Origin of the sequence: Acinetobacter sp. HZNU-JH01, from assembly GCF_037996845.1 — a bacterium.
Classification (GTDB): Bacteria; Pseudomonadota; Gammaproteobacteria; order Pseudomonadales; family Moraxellaceae; genus Acinetobacter; species Acinetobacter haemolyticus.
Genome location: NZ_JBBMZX010000001.1, coordinates 1,244,169 through 1,264,561, shown reverse-complemented (window position 1 = coordinate 1,264,561; position 20,393 = coordinate 1,244,169). Strand labels below are relative to the sequence as shown.

The 20,393-nt window shown below is 40.2% G+C and carries 15 protein-coding genes, 2 rRNA genes and 1 pseudogene; 15 read left to right on the top strand and 3 right to left on the bottom strand.

Annotated elements, in window-relative coordinates; genetic code table 11:
- Positions 1–129: 129 nt before the first annotated feature.
- The 8 genes and pseudogenes from AAC851_RS06010 (at position 130) to hisG (ending at position 8,337) form a co-directional block, all read left to right on the top strand.
- Positions 130–3,021 (top strand): 23S ribosomal RNA (locus tag AAC851_RS06010).
- Positions 3,022–3,194: 173 nt separating this feature from the next.
- Positions 3,195–3,309 (top strand): 5S ribosomal RNA (rrf, locus tag AAC851_RS06005).
- 146 nt (positions 3,310–3,455) lie between these two features.
- Positions 3,456–3,790: pseudogene (locus AAC851_RS06000) on the top strand (hypothetical protein).
- Between the two features lie 250 nt (positions 3,791–4,040).
- Positions 4,041–5,489: an RNA polymerase factor sigma-54 gene (locus AAC851_RS05995; protein ID WP_161411368.1), complete on the top strand. Its 1,449-nt coding sequence runs from the start codon at positions 4,041–4,043 to the stop codon at positions 5,487–5,489.
- A 170-nt stretch (positions 5,490–5,659) separates the two neighbouring features.
- Positions 5,660–6,001, top strand: coding sequence for a ribosome hibernation-promoting factor, HPF/YfiA family (hpf, locus tag AAC851_RS05990; protein ID WP_004637996.1), 342 nt, complete (start codon positions 5,660–5,662; stop codon positions 5,999–6,001).
- 138 nt (positions 6,002–6,139) lie between these two features.
- Positions 6,140–6,391, top strand: a complete 252-nt coding sequence (gene ibaG / locus AAC851_RS05985; protein WP_004637997.1) for a BolA family iron metabolism protein IbaG — start codon at positions 6,140–6,142, stop codon at positions 6,389–6,391.
- A 6-nt stretch (positions 6,392–6,397) separates the two neighbouring features.
- A complete protein-coding gene (gene murA, locus AAC851_RS05980; RefSeq protein ID WP_004637998.1) occupies positions 6,398–7,657 on the top strand; it encodes a UDP-N-acetylglucosamine 1-carboxyvinyltransferase in 1,260 nt (419 codons plus the stop codon).
- Entirely contained in the window at positions 7,654–8,337 is a 684-nt protein-coding gene (gene hisG, locus AAC851_RS05975) for an ATP phosphoribosyltransferase (RefSeq protein WP_004799890.1), read from the top strand. The genes murA and hisG overlap by 4 nt, the downstream gene beginning before the upstream one ends.
- Positions 8,338–8,385: 48 nt before the next feature.
- Here hisG and AAC851_RS05970 read toward each other — a convergent pair whose 3' ends face one another.
- Positions 8,386–9,252, bottom strand: a complete 867-nt coding sequence (locus tag AAC851_RS05970; protein WP_109441601.1) for a sigma-70 family RNA polymerase sigma factor — start codon at positions 9,250–9,252, stop codon at positions 8,386–8,388.
- A 6-nt stretch (positions 9,253–9,258) separates the two neighbouring features.
- Positions 9,259–9,690 carry a carboxymuconolactone decarboxylase family protein gene (locus AAC851_RS05965; RefSeq protein ID WP_160127268.1) on the bottom strand — a complete coding sequence of 144 codons (432 nt, stop codon included), beginning with the start codon at positions 9,688–9,690 and terminating at the stop codon, positions 9,259–9,261.
- Positions 9,691–9,962: 272 nt separating this feature from the next.
- Here AAC851_RS05965 and hisD point away from each other — a divergent pair, with 272 nt between their 5' ends.
- On the top strand, positions 9,963–11,255 hold the full coding sequence (hisD, locus tag AAC851_RS05960) for a histidinol dehydrogenase (RefSeq protein WP_109441603.1): 1,293 nt from the start codon (positions 9,963–9,965) through the stop codon (positions 11,253–11,255).
- Positions 11,256–11,414: 159 nt separating this feature from the next.
- Positions 11,415–12,500, top strand: coding sequence for a histidinol-phosphate transaminase (gene hisC, locus AAC851_RS05955; protein ID WP_262569696.1), 1,086 nt, complete (start codon positions 11,415–11,417; stop codon positions 12,498–12,500).
- An 8-nt stretch (positions 12,501–12,508) separates the two neighbouring features.
- Here the strand turns inward: hisC and AAC851_RS05950 are convergent, their stop codons facing one another.
- Entirely contained in the window at positions 12,509–13,852 is a 1,344-nt protein-coding gene (locus AAC851_RS05950) for an anthranilate synthase component I family protein (RefSeq protein WP_262569697.1), read from the bottom strand.
- 515 nt (positions 13,853–14,367) lie between these two features.
- On the opposite strand from AAC851_RS05950, the gene filA reads away from it, so the two are divergent.
- The 5 genes from filA to filE all read left to right on the top strand — a co-directional run bounded on the left by filA (position 14,368) and on the right by filE (position 20,380).
- Positions 14,368–15,231: a putative pilus system protein FilA gene (gene filA / locus AAC851_RS05945; protein ID WP_340600650.1), complete on the top strand. Its 864-nt coding sequence runs from the start codon at positions 14,368–14,370 to the stop codon at positions 15,229–15,231.
- A 271-nt stretch (positions 15,232–15,502) separates the two neighbouring features.
- Positions 15,503–16,336: a putative pilus system C39 family peptidase FilB gene (gene filB / locus AAC851_RS05940; RefSeq protein ID WP_125501240.1), complete on the top strand. Its 834-nt coding sequence runs from the start codon at positions 15,503–15,505 to the stop codon at positions 16,334–16,336.
- Between the two features lie 43 nt (positions 16,337–16,379).
- On the top strand, positions 16,380–17,498 hold the full coding sequence (locus AAC851_RS05935) for a transporter (RefSeq protein WP_005091602.1): 1,119 nt from the start codon (positions 16,380–16,382) through the stop codon (positions 17,496–17,498).
- A gap of 12 nt (positions 17,499–17,510) precedes the next feature.
- A complete protein-coding gene (gene filD, locus AAC851_RS05930; protein ID WP_262444726.1) occupies positions 17,511–19,175 on the top strand; it encodes a putative pilus system OmpP1/FadL family transporter FilD in 1,665 nt (554 codons plus the stop codon).
- A complete protein-coding gene (filE, locus tag AAC851_RS05925; RefSeq protein WP_125501255.1) occupies positions 19,175–20,380 on the top strand; it encodes a putative pilus assembly protein FilE in 1,206 nt (401 codons plus the stop codon). The genes filD and filE overlap by 1 nt, the downstream gene beginning before the upstream one ends.
- Positions 20,381–20,393: the final 13 nt, after the last annotated feature.

The following is a 20,393-nucleotide window of genomic DNA, read 5'->3' as shown; positions in this document are numbered from 1 at the left end:
AGATTGAAGCTGTACGGTGCTTAAGTGCACGAGGCAACAAACTGGATGAGAGCGATGTGAGTTGAAAAACAAACATAGCAATCTGTCCTAACCTTACTTGTAAGGGTTAGCGACTGTTTGGGGTTGTATAGTCAAGTAATTAAGTGCATGTGGTGGATGCCTTGGCAGTCAGAGGCGATGAAAGACGTGATAGCCTGCGAAAAGCTCCGGGGAGGCGGCAAATATCCTTTGATCCGGAGATATCTGAATGGGGGAACCCACCCGCTATAAGGCGGGTATCAATAACTGAATACATAGGTTATTGAGGCGAACGAGGGGAAGTGAAACATCTCAGTACCCTTAGGAAAAGAAATCAATTGAGATTCCCTTAGTAGCGGCGAGCGAACGGGGATCAGCCCATTAAGTTGTGTGTGTTCTAGTGGAACGCTCTGGGAAGTGCGAACGTAGAGGGTGATATTCCCGTACACGAAAGGGCACACACAATGATGACGAGTAGGGCGAGGCACGTGAAACCTTGTCTGAATATGGGGGGACCATCCTCCAAGGCTAAATACTCCTGACTGACCGATAGTGAACCAGTACCGTGAGGGAAAGGCGAAAAGAACCCCTGTGAGGGGAGTGAAATAGATCCTGAAACCGCATGCATACAAGCAGTGGGAGCACCTTCGTGGTGTGACTGCGTACCTTTTGTATAATGGGTCAGCGACTTATATTCAGTAGCGAGGTTAACCGAATAGGGGAGCCGTAGAGAAATCGAGTCTTAATAGGGCGTTTAGTTGCTGGGTATAGACCCGAAACCAGGCGATCTATCCATGAGCAGGTTGAAGGTTGGGTAACACTAACTGGAGGACCGAACCCACTGTCGTTGAAAAGCCAGGGGATGACTTGTGGATAGGGGTGAAAGGCTAATCAAGCCTGGTGATAGCTGGTTCTCCCCGAAAGCTATTTAGGTAGCGCCTCGGACGAATACCATTGGGGGTAGAGCACTGTTTCGGCTAGGGGGTCATCCCGACTTACCAAACCGATGCAAACTCCGAATACCAATGAGTACTATCCGGGAGACAGACTGCGGGTGCTAACGTCCGTAGTCAAGAGGAAAACAATCCAGACCGCCAGCTAAGGCCCCAAAATCATAGTTAAGTGGGAAACGATGTGGGAAGGCATAGACAGCTAGGAGGTTGGCTTAGAAGCAGCCACCCTTTAAAGAAAGCGTAATAGCTCACTAGTCGAGTCGGCCTGCGCGGAAGATGTAACGGGGCTAAAACTATGTGCCGAAGCTGCGGATTTGACTTTAAGTCAAGTGGTAGGGGAGCGTTCTGTAAGCCGATGAAGGTGTATTGAGAAGTATGCTGGAGGTATCAGAAGTGCGAATGCTGACGTGAGTAACGACAAAACGGGTGAAAAACCCGTTCGCTGAAAGACCAAGGGTTCCAGTCCAACGTTAATCGGGGCTGGGTGAGTCGACCCCTAAGGCGAGGCCGAGAGGCGTAGTCGATGGGAAATTGGTTAATATTCCAATACTTCTGTGTAATGCGATGAGAGGACGGAGAAGGTTAAGTCAGCCTGGCGTTGGTTGTCCAGGTGGAAGACAGTAGGCATGCATCTTAGGCAAATCCGGGGTGCTCTATGCTGAGAGTTGATAGCAAGCTGTACTTGTACAGTGAAGTGGCTGATACCATGCTTCCAGGAAAAGTCTCTAAGCTTCAGTTACACAGGAATCGTACCCGAAACCGACACAGGTGGTCAGGTCGAGTAGACCAAAGCGCTTGAGAGAACTCTGCTGAAGGAACTAGGCAAAATGGTACCGTAACTTCGGGAGAAGGTACGCTGCTGACGGTGATGGGACTTGCTCCCTGAGCTATTGGCAGCCACAGAAACCAGGCCGCTGCAACTGTTTATTAAAAACATAGCACTCTGCAAACACGAAAGTGGACGTATAGGGTGTGATGCCTGCCCGGTGCTGGAAGGTTAATTGATGGGGTTAGCGTAAGCGAAGCTCTTGATCGAAGCCCCAGTAAACGGCGGCCGTAACTATAACGGTCCTAAGGTAGCGAAATTCCTTGTCGGGTAAGTTCCGACCTGCACGAATGGCATAATGATGGCGGCGCTGTCTCCAGCAGAGGCTCAGTGAAATCGAAATCGCTGTGAAGATGCAGTGTACCCGCGGCTAGACGGAAAGACCCCGTGAACCTTTACTGCAGCTTGACATTGAACTTTGACCTTACTTGTGTAGGATAGGTGGGAGGCTTTGAAGTTGGAACGCTAGTTCCAATGGAGCCGTCCTTGAAATACCACCCTGGTAATGTTGAGGTTCTAACTCTGTCCCGTTATCCGGGACGAGGACCATGTCTGGTGGGTAGTTTGACTGGGGCGGTCTCCTCCTAAAGAGTAACGGAGGAGTACGAAGGTGCGCTCAGCGTGGTCGGAAATCACGCGTAGAGTATAAAGGCAAAAGCGCGCTTAACTGCGAGACCCACAAGTCGAGCAGGTACGAAAGTAGGTCTTAGTGATCCGGTGGTTCTGTATGGAAGGGCCATCGCTCAACGGATAAAAGGTACTCTGGGGATAACAGGCTGATACCGCCCAAGAGTTCATATCGACGGCGGTGTTTGGCACCTCGATGTCGGCTCATCTCATCCTGGGGCTGAAGCAGGTCCCAAGGGTATGGCTGTTCGCCATTTAAAGAGGTACGCGAGCTGGGTTTAGAACGTCGTGAGACAGTTCGGTCCCTATCTACCGTGGGCGCTGGAAATTTGAGAGGATCTGCTCCTAGTACGAGAGGACCAGAGTGGACGAACCTCTGGTGTACCGGTTGTGACGCCAGTCGCATCGCCGGGTAGCTATGTTCGGAAGGGATAACCGCTGAAAGCATCTAAGCGGGAAGCCTACCTCAAGATAAGATTTCCCTAGGAATTTATTCCTCTAAAGAGCCGTTCGAGACTAGGACGTTGATAGGTTGGGTGTGGAAGCACGGTGACGTGTGAAGCTGACCAATACTAATTGCTCGTGAGGCTTGACTATACAACACCCAAACAGTTGTTGTATTCAAGATAAATTCAATACTTAACTTGATTTAGTGTCAAAACTAGTTACAATACGACTCGATTAAACTAATCCGTTAATAACTCTTTCGGTACTAAGTGGCATGAACTTAATAAGTTCAAAAGTAAGACCACCCAAAGCCAAAACAGTTTGCTGGCGACAATAGCAAGAGTGAACCACCTGATCCCTTCCCGAACTCAGAAGTGAAACCTCTTCGCGCTGATGGTAGTGTGGCACTTGCCATGTGAGAGTAAGTCATCGCCAGCTTTTAAATTCAAACACCCCTAACCTAACGGTTAGGGGTGTTTTTTATTGGGCGGAATTTTATATACTACCTATGAAGCCAATATTTAACGAGTCGTGCTGTTTTTATCCTAATTAGATGCTAAATAAGAAATGTTATTAGGAGTGATATGATTCTCTATGAACTTTTATCTGCTATTGGAATTGTCTATTTAGGTTTTTTAGTATGGAAGTTGTTAGAAACCTAAGAAAAAATATCAAGTACCTAGAGTTATTCGCGAATGGATATTGGATGATCCTGAAGGTGAGCTATATGTAGCGTATATTACATCAGATCAAAAGGTCTGGTCTGCTTGTGGACGTTATGCACATTCTTCTGGTTCAGCAAGTACGACTTGGTCTGATTTTCTCTTAGGGGGATTTAAATGAGCTTGTGCGAACAACCATGGGGCAGAAAGTATTGGATGAAATGATTGAATGCCTAAAGCAGCAAAATATAAAGTAGCTGATATTTCCTCATCATAAAAAGATTCAATCTGCTCTAATAAGTGTTCCCATTTAACTTGAACTATCATTTTCCAGAGAGCGTTGAGGTTAAAGTAGACTCCGTATTGCATAAATATTTATACTTTCGCTAGTTTTTTGAACAAATCAGTCAGTAGAAAAGAATTTTCCTTGTATGCGTAAACATTACTTTATGTTATAAATATTTTTATGGGCATGTTTTTTGCTTGTTTAATTAAAAGGAAGGCTCTATGAAATTATCTGTTGGATTGAAAGTTGCGAATAGCTTGTCGTTAACTCCTCAATTACAGCAGGCGATTCGTCTTCTACAGTTATCAAGCCTAGAGCTGGAACAAGAAATTCAAATTCAGCTTGATAGTAACCCTTTACTGGAAAAAATAGAAGAATCAGGAACAACAGAAAGTCTTTCTACATTGGAAAGTAAAGAAAATGCTGATTTGACGACGGAGTTAAATGCTGATCATTTGCCAAATGATTTGCCTGTTGATACAGAGTGGGATGATGTTTATACACACCAATCAACGGCATTGGGATCTCCTGAATATGAAGAACGAGAAGATAATCGGCAGGTTCAACATAATTTAAAAGAACATATTTTAGAACAAGTTAATTTATTGCATTTTTCATCTATTGATAAGTTAATCGCTTATTGCATTGTTGACTCTCTTGATGAAAAGGGCTTTTTAGATGCTGAACTTGAAGATATTCAATTGGCAACTACACGCTTTTTAGAAGAGATGGACAGCGATGAAGAGATTGAATTGGATGAAATTATCGTTGTTCTTAAACATATTCAACACTTAGATCCGATTGGGGTAGGTTCGAGAAATTTGGCCGAATGCTTAAGAATTCAACTTGAAGCATTGAATGAGCATGCGCCTTATGTGAGTGAGGCGAAGAATCTTCTTAAATATTACGAGTTACTTATTTCAAATGATTTAAATAAATTATTGAAACAAACTGGCTTGTCAAAAGAACAATTAAAGTCAGCAGTTGATCTATTAAGAACATTAAAGCCTTATCCAGGGCTGGAATTCAATCAACAAGAATCTGAGTATCAAGTTCCCGATGTGGTTGTTGCGAAAAAAGATCAACATTGGCAGGTTCAGCTCAATCCTGATGTTATGCCAAAACTGCGTATTAACTCCTTTTATTCTGGAATGATTCGTCGTGCGGATCAAAGTGATGATAATGTCTATTTGCGTAATCAAATGCTTGAGGCCAAGAATTTTATAAAAAGCATCGATGAGCGCCATAAAACGTTATTAAAGGTTGCGACCTGTATTGTTGAACATCAACGAGCATTTTTAGAGCAAGGTCCTGAAGCGATGAAACCTTTGGTTTTACGCGATGTGGCGGAAGAGGTGGAATTGCATGAATCGACTGTGTCTCGTGTGACAACCAATAAATATATGCTTACGCCACGTGGTCTATTCGAATTGAAATACTTTTTTTCTAGTCATGTGGGAACGACAACAGGTGGGGAAGCATCTTCTACTGCGATCCGCGCTATGATCAAAAAGCTAGTTTCAAATGAGAATCCATGTAAGCCGTTGTCAGATAACGCAATTGCTGAAATGTTGAAAGTGGAAGGGATTGAGGTCGCACGACGCACGGTCGCAAAATATCGTGAATCGTTACATATTCCATCATCTTCTGAAAGAAAAGTCTTGATCTGAATTTCAAGGTGTGACTATTCTAGGGGTTCATTATTACGAAATAATGAATCTTTTAATGATCACTAGAGGAGTCGCTGAAAATGATTTAATGGATATTGAACCACAAAATGTGCATTAAATTTGCTTAAGCGACGTTCTTGAATCCTGAGAAGAAGGTGAGGGATAGAATTATGCAAATAACAATTCGTGGACACCATTTAACCATTACACCAGCAATTGAAGAAAATATAAAAGAGAAGTTTAGTCAAATGACCAAGCATCTGGATCAGGTGAACAGTATGCAAATCAAATTGGCTAAGGATCATCAAGTAGATAAACGGTCACATAAGGGGAGTGCAAACCATATTGCAGAGGCGATTATTCGCCTTCCAGGGGTAGAATTGTTTGCACAAGCAACAGCTGATGATATGTATACTTCGATTAAAAAATTAACAGAAAAATTAAAAAGACAACTTGCAAAACATAGAAAAATACAATGTTCTTATCAACATGAGCTGGCTCTTATAAGTTGATTTTTATTTTATAAAAGAGGCTTTTTGTTGAGCCTCTTTTTTTTTATTGATAAAAAAGAAGCTGTATACTGAATTATGTGAAAAAGTTATAGTAAAATAACGCGTTTTACACCAATGGTTGTATAAGAGGTCTTGGTAATGAATAGTGAGCAGCTCACGCAAATTTTAAAAGAAGCTTTCCCTGAAGCAGAAGTAGCAGTGAGTGGACAAGCTGGAAAATTTGACCTACGTATTGTTGATGATCAGTTTGAAGGTAAACGTACCGTTAGTCGTCAACAAGCGGTTTATGCACCTTTAAATTCTTATATTGCGAGCGGTGCAGTCCATGCTGTAACGATTCGTGCAATGACAAAAGACGAATGGCGCAAAGCAAGCCTTTTCGGAGCTTAAATATTAATGGATAAATTTTTAATTACGGGCGGTGTTAAGCTCGAGGGTGAAGTGCGCATTTCTGGTGCTAAAAATGCAGCTTTACCTTTACTTGCAGCGATGATTCTAGCTGATTCTCCGATTACGCTTACCAATGTTCCAAATCTAAAAGATGTAAATACATTAGTAAAATTAATTGCTGGTCTCGGTGTGACCATGAGTTATGAAGGTGAAACGGTGTGTGCTGATGCTTCGACATTAGACAATCAGTTTGCACCTTATGAACTGGTAAAAACCATGCGTGCATCTATTTTGGTGCTTGGACCATTATTGGCGCGCTATGGAAATGCAAAAGTATCATTACCAGGTGGTTGTGCAATCGGCTCACGTCCAGTTGATCAGCATTTAAAAGCGTTAGAGGCTTTAGGTGCACAGATTGAAGTTGAAAATGGTTATGTGCATGCTTCAGTTGATGGTCGCTTAAAAGGTGGTGAAGTCATTTTTGATATGGTGACCGTGGGTGGTACCGAAAATATCTTGATGGCAGCAGCATTAGCAGAGGGTGTAACCACGATTCGTAATGCAGCACGTGAGCCTGAAATTACTGATCTTGCGCAAATGTTGATTAAGATGGGTGCCAAGATTGAAGGTCTGGATACTGATACGCTTGTGGTAACGGGCGTCGAAAGCTTACATGGTTGTGAATATGCGGTAGTTGCTGATCGTATTGAAACGGGTTCATATTTGGCTGCAGCTGCGATTACGGGTGGTCGAGTCAAAACGACGCATACTGATCCTAGCTTGCTTGAAGCAGTGTTGGATAAGTTTGAGGAAATGGGTGCAGAAGTCACACGTGGTGATGACTGGATCGAATTAGATATGCAGGGCAAGCGTCCTAAAGCTGTGAGTTTTAGAACCTTACCACACCCTGAATTTCCGACCGATATGCAAGCACAAATTATGGCTGTCAATGCGATTGGTCGCGGTTTTGCAACGATTTCAGAAACGATTTTCGAAAACCGTTTTATGCATGTCCCTGAACTTTCACGTATGGGTGCTAACATTCAAGTTGAAGGACATGATGCGGTTGTAACAGGCGTCGAAAAACTTCAAGCAGCACCTGTAATGGCAACTGATTTACGAGCTTCTTTCTCTTTAGTTCTTGCTGCATTGGTTGCAGAGGGGGAAACACTAGTTGATCGTATCTATCATATAGATCGTGGTTATGAACACGTGGAAGAAAAGTTGCAAAGTTTAGGCGCTCAGATTAAGCGAGTAAAAGGATGAATGACTTAAGAAACGATGATCCAAATTTTGATGTGATGGGCAATTTTGATCATGGTTTAACTTTAGCACTCAGTAAAGGTCGTATCTTAAAGGAAACATTACCGTTACTAGAAAATGCAGGTATCAATTTACTTGAAGATCCTGATAAATCTCGTAAATTAATTTTTCCAACCACCCATAAAAAAGTTCGTATTTTAATTTTACGTGCTTCTGATGTGCCGACTTATGTTGAAAATGGCGCAGCAGATTTTGGTGTGGCGGGCAAAGATGTATTGATGGAACATGGTGCACAACATGTTTATGAGTTGCTTGATCTAAAAATTGCAAACTGTAAGTTAATGACTGCAGGTAAAGTAGGTATGGAACGTCCGAAAGGTCGTTTAAAGATCGCGACTAAATATGTCAATCTAACCCGTCAATACTATGCAAGCTTAGGTGAGCAGGTTGATGTGATTAAACTTTACGGATCAATGGAGCTTGCACCTTTGGTTGGTTTAGGTGATTACATTGTTGACGTGGTGGATACAGGTAATACTTTACGTGCCAATGGTTTGGAGCCTTTGGAAGAAATTTGCAAAGTATCATCTCGCTTGATCGTCAACAAAGCAAGTTTTAAGCGTAAACAAGCTTTACTCAATCCGATTCTGACGCAGCTTGAGCAGGCGATTAATAATCGCTAAAAAATTTCGAATGAAATATTGAAGGTCAACTAAGGTTGGCCTTTTTTATTAGAGTTTTTCAGGGTTGCGCAAAACATAAATGTCGGAGATGTGCTGTTGATCAAAATGAAAAGTTAGTACGATCACACAATGATGTTGCTGATCATATAGTTTGAAACCGATATTGCCATTCAAATAACACATTTCCCAAGATAACTCAGTCCATGCTTGAAAGAGTAAACGTTCAAAAAAGCGTAATACACTGTTCAGATCCGTAAAGGGTTGCCGAATTGCGGAAACTTTACCACCGCCATCGGCTGTAAATAAAATATCTTCACTTAAAAGTGCTTTAAGTTGCTCTAGATTGTGTGAATGAATCGCATCTTTGAATGCATTCAGCAAAGTTATCTGATGAGAAGTCGGTATGGTCGAAAGTACTTTGGGCTGCTCTGCAATCCGTTTCTTACTGCGAGTCACCAATTGGCGACAATAATTTTGCTGTTCTAAAAGTATGTCTGCAATTTCAGCATAATCAAGATTGAATATCTCATGCAATATATAAGCGGCACGCTCTTTGACAGACAGTTTTTCTAAGATGAGCAGAAAGGCAGTGGAAAGGGTGTAATCTGATTCGACCAATAACTCTTCAGTATGATGATAGGGTTCAGGCAACCATGTTCCGATATAATCTGTCCGAGATTTGTGATGAGAGCGCAATAGATCAATACAATGTCTTGTGCATATGGTGGTAAGCCAAGCTTGTGGATAGATAATTTCATGTTTGGGTTGCTGTTGCCATTTTATAAAAACATCTTGTAAAGCATCTTCAGCATCACTTGTTGAACCTAAAAGTCGATAGGCAAGACCAAACAAAAATGTTCGGCTTGCCTGAAATAGGTTTAAGTCGTCTTGACTGATATTGGTTGGTCTATTCATTTAATTTTAGTGTTGCGAAATGCCGATGCGATTCCACAAATTAATCATGCCAATCAATAAAGTTAAAGCAGAGATTTGCTGTTCATTGAAGTATTTAAGTAACTCGACACGAAGTGGTTGGTAATCTGTTTGCGGTTGTAAATGGGTGAGTGCTTCTACCCAGGCAAATGCAGCTTTTTCTTGCGCACTAAAATCCGAACAGTGACGCCAAACAATCAAGCGATCTAAACGTGTTTGTGTTTCCCCGTCAGCTAGTGCTTCTACAATGTGCATTTTGACACAGAAAGCACACTGGTTGATTTGCGAGGCTTGTAGCAGAACAAGATGATAGAGCGATCGTTCCAGTAAAGCAGAGTCGTCAATATTTTGATGTACTTGATAGAGAGACCGAATCGCTTCTGGTAAATGTGTTTTCGGATGAGTATTTAGCTTTGCCATTTTTAATGTTCCTCGTTTAAATCAATAGCGTTACTAAATTGACGATTCAGAAAGTGAAGTTGTGACAGAAAATTTAAAATATTTTATAAGATATTGTTTTTAATTGATAAATTTTATTATTGTTTATTAGGGTTTTGTCTTGATGAAGCGGTATTCATGGTTTATTGAAGAATTCGCTCTTTACTATTGATTTTTTAAGCAGATATTGCCCCCACAAATCTGATTAAAAAGAGTAAACTTAGCTTTCTCTTTTTCACCTTGTAGGTAAATTGATGCGACGTTTATCGACTCAGGATCAGAATTTTAAACAAACATTTGCTGAGCTTTTGGCATTTGAAACTGTGAATGATCCTCAACTAATTCAAACTGTAGACCAGATTATTGCCGATGTTCGTCAGCATGGCGATGATCATGTACTTAAGTTAACGCAGCAGTTCGATCGACATCCAGCGCATCAATTTTCTGATTTAGAACTGACACAAGCACAACTTAAGACTGCCTTTGACGGTTTAAGTACTGAAATCCGTGAAGCCTTAGAGTTGGCAGCAAAACGTATTCGTTCATTCCATCAGGCGCAGAAGCAAGAGGGTTGGACTTACGTAGATGAACTAGGTAATACCTTAGGGCAGAAGGTTACTCCGCTTGATCGAGTGGGAATCTATGTGCCAGGTGGGTTAGCTTCTTACCCATCCTCTGTGCTGATGAATGCTTTACCTGCACATGTTGCGGGTGTACCTGAAATTATTATGGTGGTTCCGGCACCGAATGGTGAACTGAATCCATTGGTTTTAGCCGCAGCATATTTGGCTGGTGTTAGTCGAGTTTTTACCATTGGTGGTGCGCAGGCTGTTGCTGCGTTGGCGTATGGCACACAGACTATTCCTCCTGTAGACAAAATTACTGGACCAGGCAATCGATTTGTAGCAGCAGCGAAACGTGCCGTATTTGGTCAAGTCGGTATTGATATGATCGCGGGGCCTTCTGAAATTTTGGTCTATGCTGAAGGTGAAAATAATGCCGATTGGTTAGCAATGGATGTGTTATCTCAAGCCGAACACGATACAGTTGCTCAAGCGATTTTCATTACACCTGATGAAGCGCTTCTCAATGCCGTTGAAGCTGCGATTGAAAAACATTTAAATGAATTGCCGAAAGCAGAAATTGCGCGAACTTCAATTCAAAATCGTGGTGCATTGGTACTGGTCAAAGACCGAGCAGAAGCGGTTGAGTTGATCAACCAAGTGGCCCCTGAGCATTTGGAACTTTGTTTGGATGATGCTGAATTGATGAGTCAAGACATTCGTCATGCTGGTGCGATCTTTATGGGACGTTATACACCAGAAGCAATCGGAGACTATTGTGCAGGACCAAACCACGTCTTGCCAACATCGGGCACTGCACGTTTCTCATCGCCATTAGGTGTATATGATTTTCAAAAGCGCTCAAGTTTGATTATGTGCTCAAAAGATGGGGTTAAAACCCTAGCGAAAACTGCTGATGTACTCGCAGTGCAAGAAAATCTTGATGCTCACGCACGTTCAGCACGTTACCGTTATGAAGTTTGAACTAGAAGTGAGTGCTGTAGCCTAGCACTATAAAAAATATAAACCTCTCCCTGACCCTCTCCTAAAATGAGAGGGGACTTGTCACGATACATGTGAAATAGGTTTGAAGACTCCTCTCCCTTGGGGCGAGGTTAGGAGGGGGTAACAAGAGAATAGAAAATGACGTTTACAACAGAACAAATGCGTTTTTGGAGTCCTGAGGTTCGTGAACTAGAGCCGTATGTGCCTGGTGAACAACCAAAAATTCAGAATTTACTTAAACTTAATACCAATGAAAATCCATATCCGCCTTCACCAAAGGTGGTAGAAGCTGTTCAAGCTGTATTATCCAATCAAGCCGATGCTTTACGTCTATATCCTGATCCAGATGCAACTGCATTAAAACAAGCGATTGCAAAACAGCAAAATGTAGATGTTGAGCAAGTTTTTGTAGGTAATGGTTCGGATGAGGTGTTAGCTCATATTTTTAAAGCCTTCTTCATTCAAAAACAACCGATCCTTTATCCTGATATTACGTATAGTTTTTATCCTGTTTATAGTCAGTTTTTTGGGATTGAAACGAAGCAAATTCCATTGAATGAAAATTTTGAAATTGAGATTTCAGACTATCAGCAAGAAAATGGCGGCATTATTATTACCAACCCCAATGCACCTACAAGTATTGCGTTGGGATTGGCGGAGATAGAAAAAGTATTACAGGCAAATCCAAATCGTGTGGTTGTGATAGATGAAGCTTATGTCGATTTTGGTGCTGAGACAGCTGTTCAATTAGTCAGTCGTTATGACAATCTCGTCGTTTGCCAAACGACATCTAAGTCACGTTCGCTTGCGGGTCTGCGTGTGGGTTTTGCGATTGCACAAAGTCATTTAATTGCTGCACTTGAAGCGGTAAAAAATAGTTTTAACTCTTATCCAATTGATCGTTTCGCGATTGCAGTAGCAGTAGCTTCATTTGAAGATCAAGGTTATTTTGAAGCACAATGCCAAAAAGTGATTCAAAGTCGAGAGAAATTGGTCAGTGATTTAAATGCGCTCGGCTTCAATATTTTACCATCAAAGGCAAATTTTATTTTTGCTACGCACCCTCAACATGACGCAGCACAGCTTGCTCAGCAGCTTCGCGAACAGGGAATTATTGTTCGTTATTTTAATAAACCAAGAATTAATCAATTCTTGCGTATCACGATCGGTACGGATGAGCAAAATCAACGTTTGGTTGAGACGCTCAAAACAAAGATATTATAGACCGATATTTATTTTTCGGATTTCTGCCATGTATTGAGTAAATCAATCATGGCAGAAATTTTATCAAAACATTCTTGATATTCGGCTTCCGCATCTGATGCGATCGTAATACCGCCTCCAGCCCACATTGATAATTCATTTTGATATTTTTGAATACTGCGGATCAAAATATTCCAGCGACCTGTTCCATCAAAATTAAAATAACCGAGACTACCGCAATATGCACCACGTGGAGCGCCTTCTAACTGCTCAATGATTTGCATAGCACGGATTTTCGGTGCACCCGTAATTGATCCACCGGGAAGGGCGGACAACAACATTTGCATTGGATTAATTTCTTCTTTTAGTATTGCTGTAATTTCACTGACCATATGATGAACTTGGTTAAAGCTTTCTATTTCAAACAGTTTTGTTGTTTCTACAGATCCTATTTCTGCATAAACGCTTAAATCATTTCGCAGCAAATCTACGATCATCACATTTTCAGCTTGATCTTTTTCAGATTGACTTAGCTTGTTCTTAGAGATTTGATCCTGTTCAGGATCATTAAAGCGCGGCATGGTGCCTTTGATTGGACGTGTTTTGATTTTTCGTTCGGCCTGAAACTCAATAAATAGTTCAGGAGAGCAGCTTAGTAACTCAAAATTACTAATATTAAGATACCCTGCATAAGGTGCATGTGTGAGATCCCACAAAGTTTGGGCCTGACTCAACAATGATCCCTCAACTTTCGCTTTAAATTCTTGCGTTAGATTGATTTGATAGCAATCCCCAGCTTTAATATATTCTTGGACCTCATCAAAAGCATCCATATATTGTTGTTTTGACCAGCGCGGATGGCATTTTGAAACTAAGTTAAGTTTCACATTTTTTTTGGGCTGTTCTAATCGATGACAGATTTGATCATAAATGTATTGCGCTTCGTCTTCATCGCTATGGAAATACCAAGCATTATTTTGGAACTTTAAGAACGTTTGATATTTGCCTAAGAAAAAACAAGGTTGTGAGCGGATAGTATTGTCAATATTGATTTGTGCTGCATAGTCATAACTAAAAAATCCAATATAGCCCCCTTGGAAACTGACATTGTTTGCCTTTGGAGGCGAGGTTGGGTCTAAATTGGTGAATTCTAAAATTGATGTCGTGGTGCTCTTCTGATATTGATCAAATTCAATACGATCAAATTGTTGTAGTGTCGAACGCTCTATAATTAAGAATGCTTTAGGTGTAAATGCGATAATTGGATTGTTTTGATCATACAAATAGGTTAAACCAGTCAAACCATCTAATTGTAATAGCAGGTCAAATGCAGATGTGAGTTGCGTATTAAGCTTGCGATTAAAATAAGACATAAAACAACAATGACTTCATCTGTATTTGAGGTATCAAATTGTACTACAACCAATAAAAATCTACTGATACGTCAGATTAAAAAAACATCGAATATTTGTTTGAATGAATATCGAAAAATAAATTTTAATCAAACTGATTTTTTCTACATATTGTTGATGCTCATTTGTATTTTGTTACATCCCTGATATTGAGCTTCTGTCAGTAGAATAAAGCGGCATCTCTTGAAAATGCGCACTTAAAAACAAGCATATATTTCTTTAAATTATTATATATTTTAAATGCTTATTGTTTGTCTGTAGCTCTTAGTCAAGTTTTTAATGATTCAGCCGTTTATCGGTTTATTGGTAAAAAACATTTAACAGGAGTTGAACATAAAATAACAAACGAGTAATTTAGTACTTGCTAAGCGAACTACTCAAGGATTGGAAGTTCAGATTGTCATTAAAGAAAAACGACAGTGGACAGTTTAGAGTAGTGAAAGTCAAAAAAATAAATGCTCTTGGGAGAGTGCTCAATGAAAATGTTTACTAAACTAGTTTTAGTTTCTTCAATGGCGATTAGCGCAAATGCAATGGCTATGCAGTCAATGGATGATGCTGCACTAAGCGCTGCAACAGGTCAAGATGGGATTAATATCGGTATTGCTTTAGATTCTACTGGTATTTCTATCGATAAATTATACCTTCATGATAATGATGGTTTACAAACATCAACAGGTATCACTGGTGCAACTGGCGTAGCGGGTGCAATTGCAATTGATGGTATTACGATCACTCAAACTAGTACAGATAATTTACTTGATTTAGTGATTGATACTGATGCGGGTACATCTGGTGAAGCATTCCTTAACATCGCTGCAAGTGTTGGTGCAGTAGATATTAGTATTGGTTCAATTGGTGTTGCGCCATCAAACGGTGCTAGTTTGACTGATACTACAACGGCTGTTCGTGGTGTTACAGGAACACCAACTGAAATTCTAACAGGATTAGACCTATCTTTAGGTGCAATCTCTGCTAATGTTCAATTGGGTGCTACGCCACAAGGTGCGATGATCAAACTTGATTCTACTCTAGAAGGTGGCTTGACGATTTCTAACCTTGGTATTAATGATGCTGCTGGTGGTGGTCAAATCTACCTAGACAATATTTATGTTCGTGGTACGGGTAATACCACTGGTGATCTTGATATTGATACAGATATTTCTGTGACGCAAAATGGGCTTCAGTTAAAAAATAATAGTACTCAAGGTATGAATGTTTACTTAGAAGGTGTACGTTTGGGTGCTCAGGCGACTGGTTCTACTAATGCATCTATTGGTGATGTGGAAATCCAAGGTTTAAATGTTGGTACATCAACTATCACGATTTCTGGTCACTAATCAGTTTCCAAACAAAAAAAGCGCAATTTGCGCTTTTTTTGTTTATTGAAATAATCTTTATGAACTAAAAGTACCTTACAGATATTTTTATGGATACATAAAGCTGGTCTTATTAAAGAAAATATACATTTCGTCAAAAAAAATAAAAAAAAGCTGTATTTTTTCATAAAAAAAGGTATCTTCAACATGCAGGGACGTAGTGTTTTAATGATTGAAACACTAAAAATAAAATGAATAAGGCAAGTGCTGCCACGGTTAGAAAAAGAGACTTATGTTAGAGATCGCTTTAGGCTCGGCATTGATGTATTACTTTACAACGCAAGCCTTTGAAATAGAAAAAAAACCGGATGGGACTGTGTATTATACAGAAACCCTAGACTCTCGTAATCCTTCGTTTACACGGAATCACCGCGAAGCCGTCACTATTAAGCCTGCTGTGGAAGATCAGTTCCGCGGTATTGTACGTCAGGTTTACGATTATAGCTGTGGTTCAGCAGCATTAACTACATTGTTAAATGGTTATGCTGGTTTGAGTTTAACAGAACAGCAAACAATGTCTGGTTTACTACAGTATGGTGAATATCAGCGAATCATTGAGCGTCGTAGCTTTTCTTTGTTAGATATGAAAAGGTTTGTGGCTGCATTAGGGTTAAATAGCGGGGGCTATCGAGGGCAGTTTTCTGACCTTACTGCATTAAAGCAGCCTGCAATTGTTCCAATTACTTATGCTGGCTTTAAGCATTTCGTTGTTTATAAGGCATATAAAGATGGGCGTGTTTATGTCGCTGATCCGGCATTAGGAAATATCAGTTTTGATGAGACACGTTTCAAAGAGGTCTGGGATAATAACACGCTCTTTTTGGTTGATGTACCTGAACAATATCGAAAGAATCTTTTGGCTTTACAAGATGCGGATATGCGACATGTTGAAGATGCGACAATCAATAAATATGCACTTGTGGATACTCAGTTTCAAACGCCGCGTTTTGAACGTTTAGCCGATCGTGCTTCGACGATGCGCCGAGTTATAGATACCAATCCAGATTCAACTCGTTATAACCAACCAGTAACGACTTATATGCGAATGTACTATAAGCGCAAATAGTTCTTAAGTTTTAGTAAATTAAATGCATAAGTAGGATGTTAGAATGAATAATCAATGGATGAATATGAGTGTGCTTGCCTTAAGTTTAAGTGCAATCACAACAACTCTTTATGCTGAAGAACAACCTCAAGTAGATTATGCTGAGCAAGTGCAAGCTGAGCAAGAAACATCAGCAGGTGATGTGGTTGAGTCGGTTGTTGTGCCAGATGGTGATGCGAATCAAGCAGCGAGTGCTTTGCAACAACAAGAAGGTGATGCATCACAAGAAGCAAATTTACAAGAGGTCTTTACGGCAAGCGAGCGTCAATATTCTTTGATCAAGAAGGGGACTATATCTTCATATTATGATATTGATTATACCTATTATAGAGATAGCCGTATTGATGCATCATTGGAAGATGGACGTTTAAATAACTTACGTGTTGAAGAGGATGCGAACCATACTCTGACCAATACCTTTACTTTGCAATATGGTGTCTTGGATAACCTGACTTTATCTGCATCGTTGCCCTTTATGGCAAAAAAACAATTAATAGATGATAAAACGGCTGCAGGTTTAGGAGATATTTCTTTTAGTGCGCGTTGGGAACCATTTCCTCTTAAACAAGGTCGTCTTCCTTTGATTATATTTGGTAGTGCATCAACCAAAACGGGAGATAGTCCTTATGAAATTGCTGTTGATGAATTATCTACAGGTAAGGGCTATTATTCTGTGGGTGGTGGTGTCAGTACCCGTAAATATATTGATCCAGTGGTTTTATTTAGTTCTGTTTCAGCAAGTTATGGCTTTAAAGAAAGCGGTTTAAATCAACTTCGTGGTGGTGGTGCGGAGGGAGCTCGTATTTTAGAAAGTTTTGATCCTGGTTTGAGTGGTGGCTTCTCATTTGGTTTTGCATATTCATTTAATTATGATGTCTCACTAACGATGTCATACCAGCAAAGCTTTAATACGGGTGCGAAATTCTACTTTAAGAATGGGGAAAGTTTTAAGTCTGCTGATCAAAGTAGCTCGATGTTGTCCTTTGCTTTAGGTGTACGTGTTTCACCTGCAACAATCGTCAATGGGACCGTTGGAATTGGTTTAACGGAAGATGCGCCAGATGTTTCATTAGGTTTATCGTTCCCGCTTGATATTATAGGTTTCGGCAAGAAACTGCGTTAAGGAGACGTAAAGGTGAAATATCCTAAATTATGTCCCTTGACGATTAGTATTTTAATTGCGGGACTATCCAATATTGCTCATGCTCAGCTTGGACAAGACTTATCTGTTGATCTCAGATCTTTGGCATTGGGGAATGCCGTAACAGCAGACCCTCCAGGAATTAGTGCGGTACATTTCAACCCTGCGGCTTTAGCGAAACTAGAGGGTTTACAAACCGATGTTCAGGGGATTTTAGCTAACTTTTCAATCAAACGAGACTATACAGCACCTGCAGGTTATAACGTTTTTGGCTACTCTGATGATCCCTTGGTTTGTAATGATGGCCCTGAGATCGATGCACGAATCTGTACAGATTTTAAAGGAACTGTGTCTGGAGATGTCGAGTATGCCAGTATTTATGTTCCAATTTTAAAGAAAATCGTTGACCTAGGGCCGAATATGCCTTTGGCAGCGCCTACAGCTGGGATTTCCTATAAACCGCCTGGTTCTAAGGTCACGTATGCGACATCTATTTATGCTCCACTGGTAGCAGGCTTTGGCGCAGAAGATGGTAACCCAAGTAACTACATGGGACAACAAGTTGCATTAGAGCGTATTACTTATTTATCACCGTCTTTTGGTTATCAAGTTAATGATCATTTAGCCATTGGTGCTTCATTTGGTATGTCCTACCAAGCCATTGCAATGAAAACTGATTTACGCTTTCCCAATGAAATGATTGGGGTATTGCGTATGGTTGATGAGGTTGTCTGTGCTCCATTTAAAGGCAATGGCGATATTATTACCGATTTACTGCTTTTTGGTATGTGTAATGCTAAAGAAGGGATGAACCCATTTAATAAAATGGGTTCACTTGATATTGCTATGGAGCAATCATTAAGTCCGAGTTACAACTTAGGTGTTTTGTGGGAGCCTACGGATGACTTTAGCTTTGGTATGGTTTATCAAAGTGAAGCAAAAATGCGTTTGCGCGGCAAATATTTAATTAATAATGCTGTAGCTCCACAACAATTGGTTTCTGGTCTCAACTCTTCAGCTACTGGACAAATTCTGGCAGCGATTTTGGGATTGCCAGGTTTTGTACCAGATATTGAATCTGGTCTAGTAGCAATGGACTTTAAATATCCTCAACACTTCAAAGCAGGAATAAAATATAAAATCTTTCCAGACTTGCAAATGAATTTTGATGTGGGTTGGACGGATTTCTCTGCATGGGATAAATTCAAATTTGAATTTGATCGACAAATTTCTTTGTTAAAAGTTGCAAAGTTGTTGTCAGCGGATGTAACAGATCGATCACTTGCATTGCCATTACGCTTTCAGTCTGCTTGGCGATGGGGGATTGGTTTTGAGTATTCTGCAACGGATCGTTTAAAGTTACGTATGGGTTATGAGCCTCGAACCAGTTCTATTCCAGATGATAAGCGGAATACTATGGTTCCAATCAACAATGCCCAATTGTTTGGTTTAGGCTTAGGATATCGATTTGATCAGGACACTGATTTAGATTTATCGATAGGCTTCTTGCGTAGTCGTGATGATATTCCTGCAAATACGAGTAGTCTTGCAAACCAAACTGGAGTAAATAATATTTTACTCAATCCTTATGCAGGGCTAGATATTAAGACTAATACTAAAGTGACTCTACTCGGTATTAACTATAGAACAAGATGGTAATGCAAAAGATAATCAAACAAGGACCTAAGTTTGCGATTTTAATTTTAACTATCGCATGTACGCATGGCTCAAATAGTTATGCAGATGGTTTTTATACAATCATTGGGCCTGATGGTCGTCCAATGATTGTTCCTGTGCGTAATTCAAAACAGAATGTTGCTGAAAAAAAACAAGTAGATAAGGTGTTGTCTAATCAAAGTAAAGTTAAAAATATTGATATAACGGAATCTTCGCAAATTCAACAAGCAGAAATAAACTTAGGTACAACCAAGCCTTTAGCTCCACGAATCGATTCTGTCAAATCTCTCGCATCAAAAGCTGATAACACTCAATCTGAAACAATACCGACAGTGATTCAGGCAGAGCGAGTTAATCCTACCACACAGCAAAAATATACTCCGCCTTCTAAAGTTGAAAAAGAAGTGAAAGCTTCTATTGTACAAGCGCAAAAATCTTCATCTGTTACAGAGACTAGTAATATTGCTGTTGCACAGAATAAACCAATCGCTAAAGAAAAGTCTCATAGTGCATTTGAGAAAATTGATGGTATCGAATATGTAAATAGCGATTATCTAGAAGATCAGGAGTTTAATTTAGACGGGAAAAAACGATTCTATATGATGCCAGACGGAAGTGGTCGCCTTGAAACGGTTGAACGTAAAAAAGGTGTGAGTCGTTCGGTTTTAGATAAATTATTAAATCGTTCTGTTCAATCTACTGTACCGATTGCGTTATCTGAAAGTTATATACGGTTGTCAACACAAGATCTTGCACTTGCTTTTGAAGATGATCAATGTTTTTTGGAAAATTATTCAAAATCAATTAAAACATTAACGTCTAAAAAGGATGTTGGGCTATGGCCTCGTAAGCCTTTAAAAGAAAAGTTTGAATATGATCTCGTGAAATTAGATAGCTCAATTCAATATTTACAAATTGATTCTTATGCCGCAAGTGCTGAAAAACCAGTCTATTATTGGCCTTTAGTCGTTTTTTTAGATGAAAAAGGGTGTGTTAAAGAGGGAGTTAGCGGTTTCAAAAATGGTGAAACTCGTGCAAATCTATTACAGCATGCGGCAATTAATGGTGTTATTAAAGTTCCAGCTAATGTGAAATATGTCATGATGACCCCATTAGCTTCTGCAGTTGATCTTCCTGAAAATAGGCTCACCAATCAAGGTCAAATCAAAATTTCTGTTATACAGTAATTATATTTAGGAT

Bases quoted from the DNA above. Each gene is read 5' to 3' on its own strand.
- filE (WP_125501255.1), top strand. From the start codon at position 19,175: ATGCAAAAGATAATCAAACAAGGACCTAAGTTTGCGATTTTAATTTTA.
- hisG (WP_004799890.1), top strand. From the start codon at position 7,654: ATGAATGACTTAAGAAACGATGATCCAAATTTTGATGTGATGGGCAAT.
- hpf (WP_004637996.1), top strand. From the start codon at position 5,660: ATGCAAATAACAATTCGTGGACACCATTTAACCATTACACCAGCAATT.
- AAC851_RS05965 (WP_160127268.1), bottom strand. From the start codon at position 9,690: ATGGCAAAGCTAAATACTCATCCGAAAACACATTTACCAGAAGCGATT.
- murA (WP_004637998.1), top strand. From the start codon at position 6,398: ATGGATAAATTTTTAATTACGGGCGGTGTTAAGCTCGAGGGTGAAGTG.
- AAC851_RS05950 (WP_262569697.1), bottom strand. From the start codon at position 13,852: ATGTCTTATTTTAATCGCAAGCTTAATACGCAACTCACATCTGCATTT.
- AAC851_RS05970 (WP_109441601.1), bottom strand. From the start codon at position 9,252: ATGAATAGACCAACCAATATCAGTCAAGACGACTTAAACCTATTTCAG.
- ibaG (WP_004637997.1), top strand. From the start codon at position 6,140: ATGAATAGTGAGCAGCTCACGCAAATTTTAAAAGAAGCTTTCCCTGAA.
- AAC851_RS05995 (WP_161411368.1), top strand. From the start codon at position 4,041: ATGAAATTATCTGTTGGATTGAAAGTTGCGAATAGCTTGTCGTTAACT.
- filA (WP_340600650.1), top strand. From the start codon at position 14,368: ATGAAAATGTTTACTAAACTAGTTTTAGTTTCTTCAATGGCGATTAGC.
- hisC (WP_262569696.1), top strand. From the start codon at position 11,415: ATGACGTTTACAACAGAACAAATGCGTTTTTGGAGTCCTGAGGTTCGT.
- AAC851_RS05935 (WP_005091602.1), top strand. From the start codon at position 16,380: ATGAATAATCAATGGATGAATATGAGTGTGCTTGCCTTAAGTTTAAGT.
- filB (WP_125501240.1), top strand. From the start codon at position 15,503: ATGTTAGAGATCGCTTTAGGCTCGGCATTGATGTATTACTTTACAACG.
- hisD (WP_109441603.1), top strand. From the start codon at position 9,963: ATGCGACGTTTATCGACTCAGGATCAGAATTTTAAACAAACATTTGCT.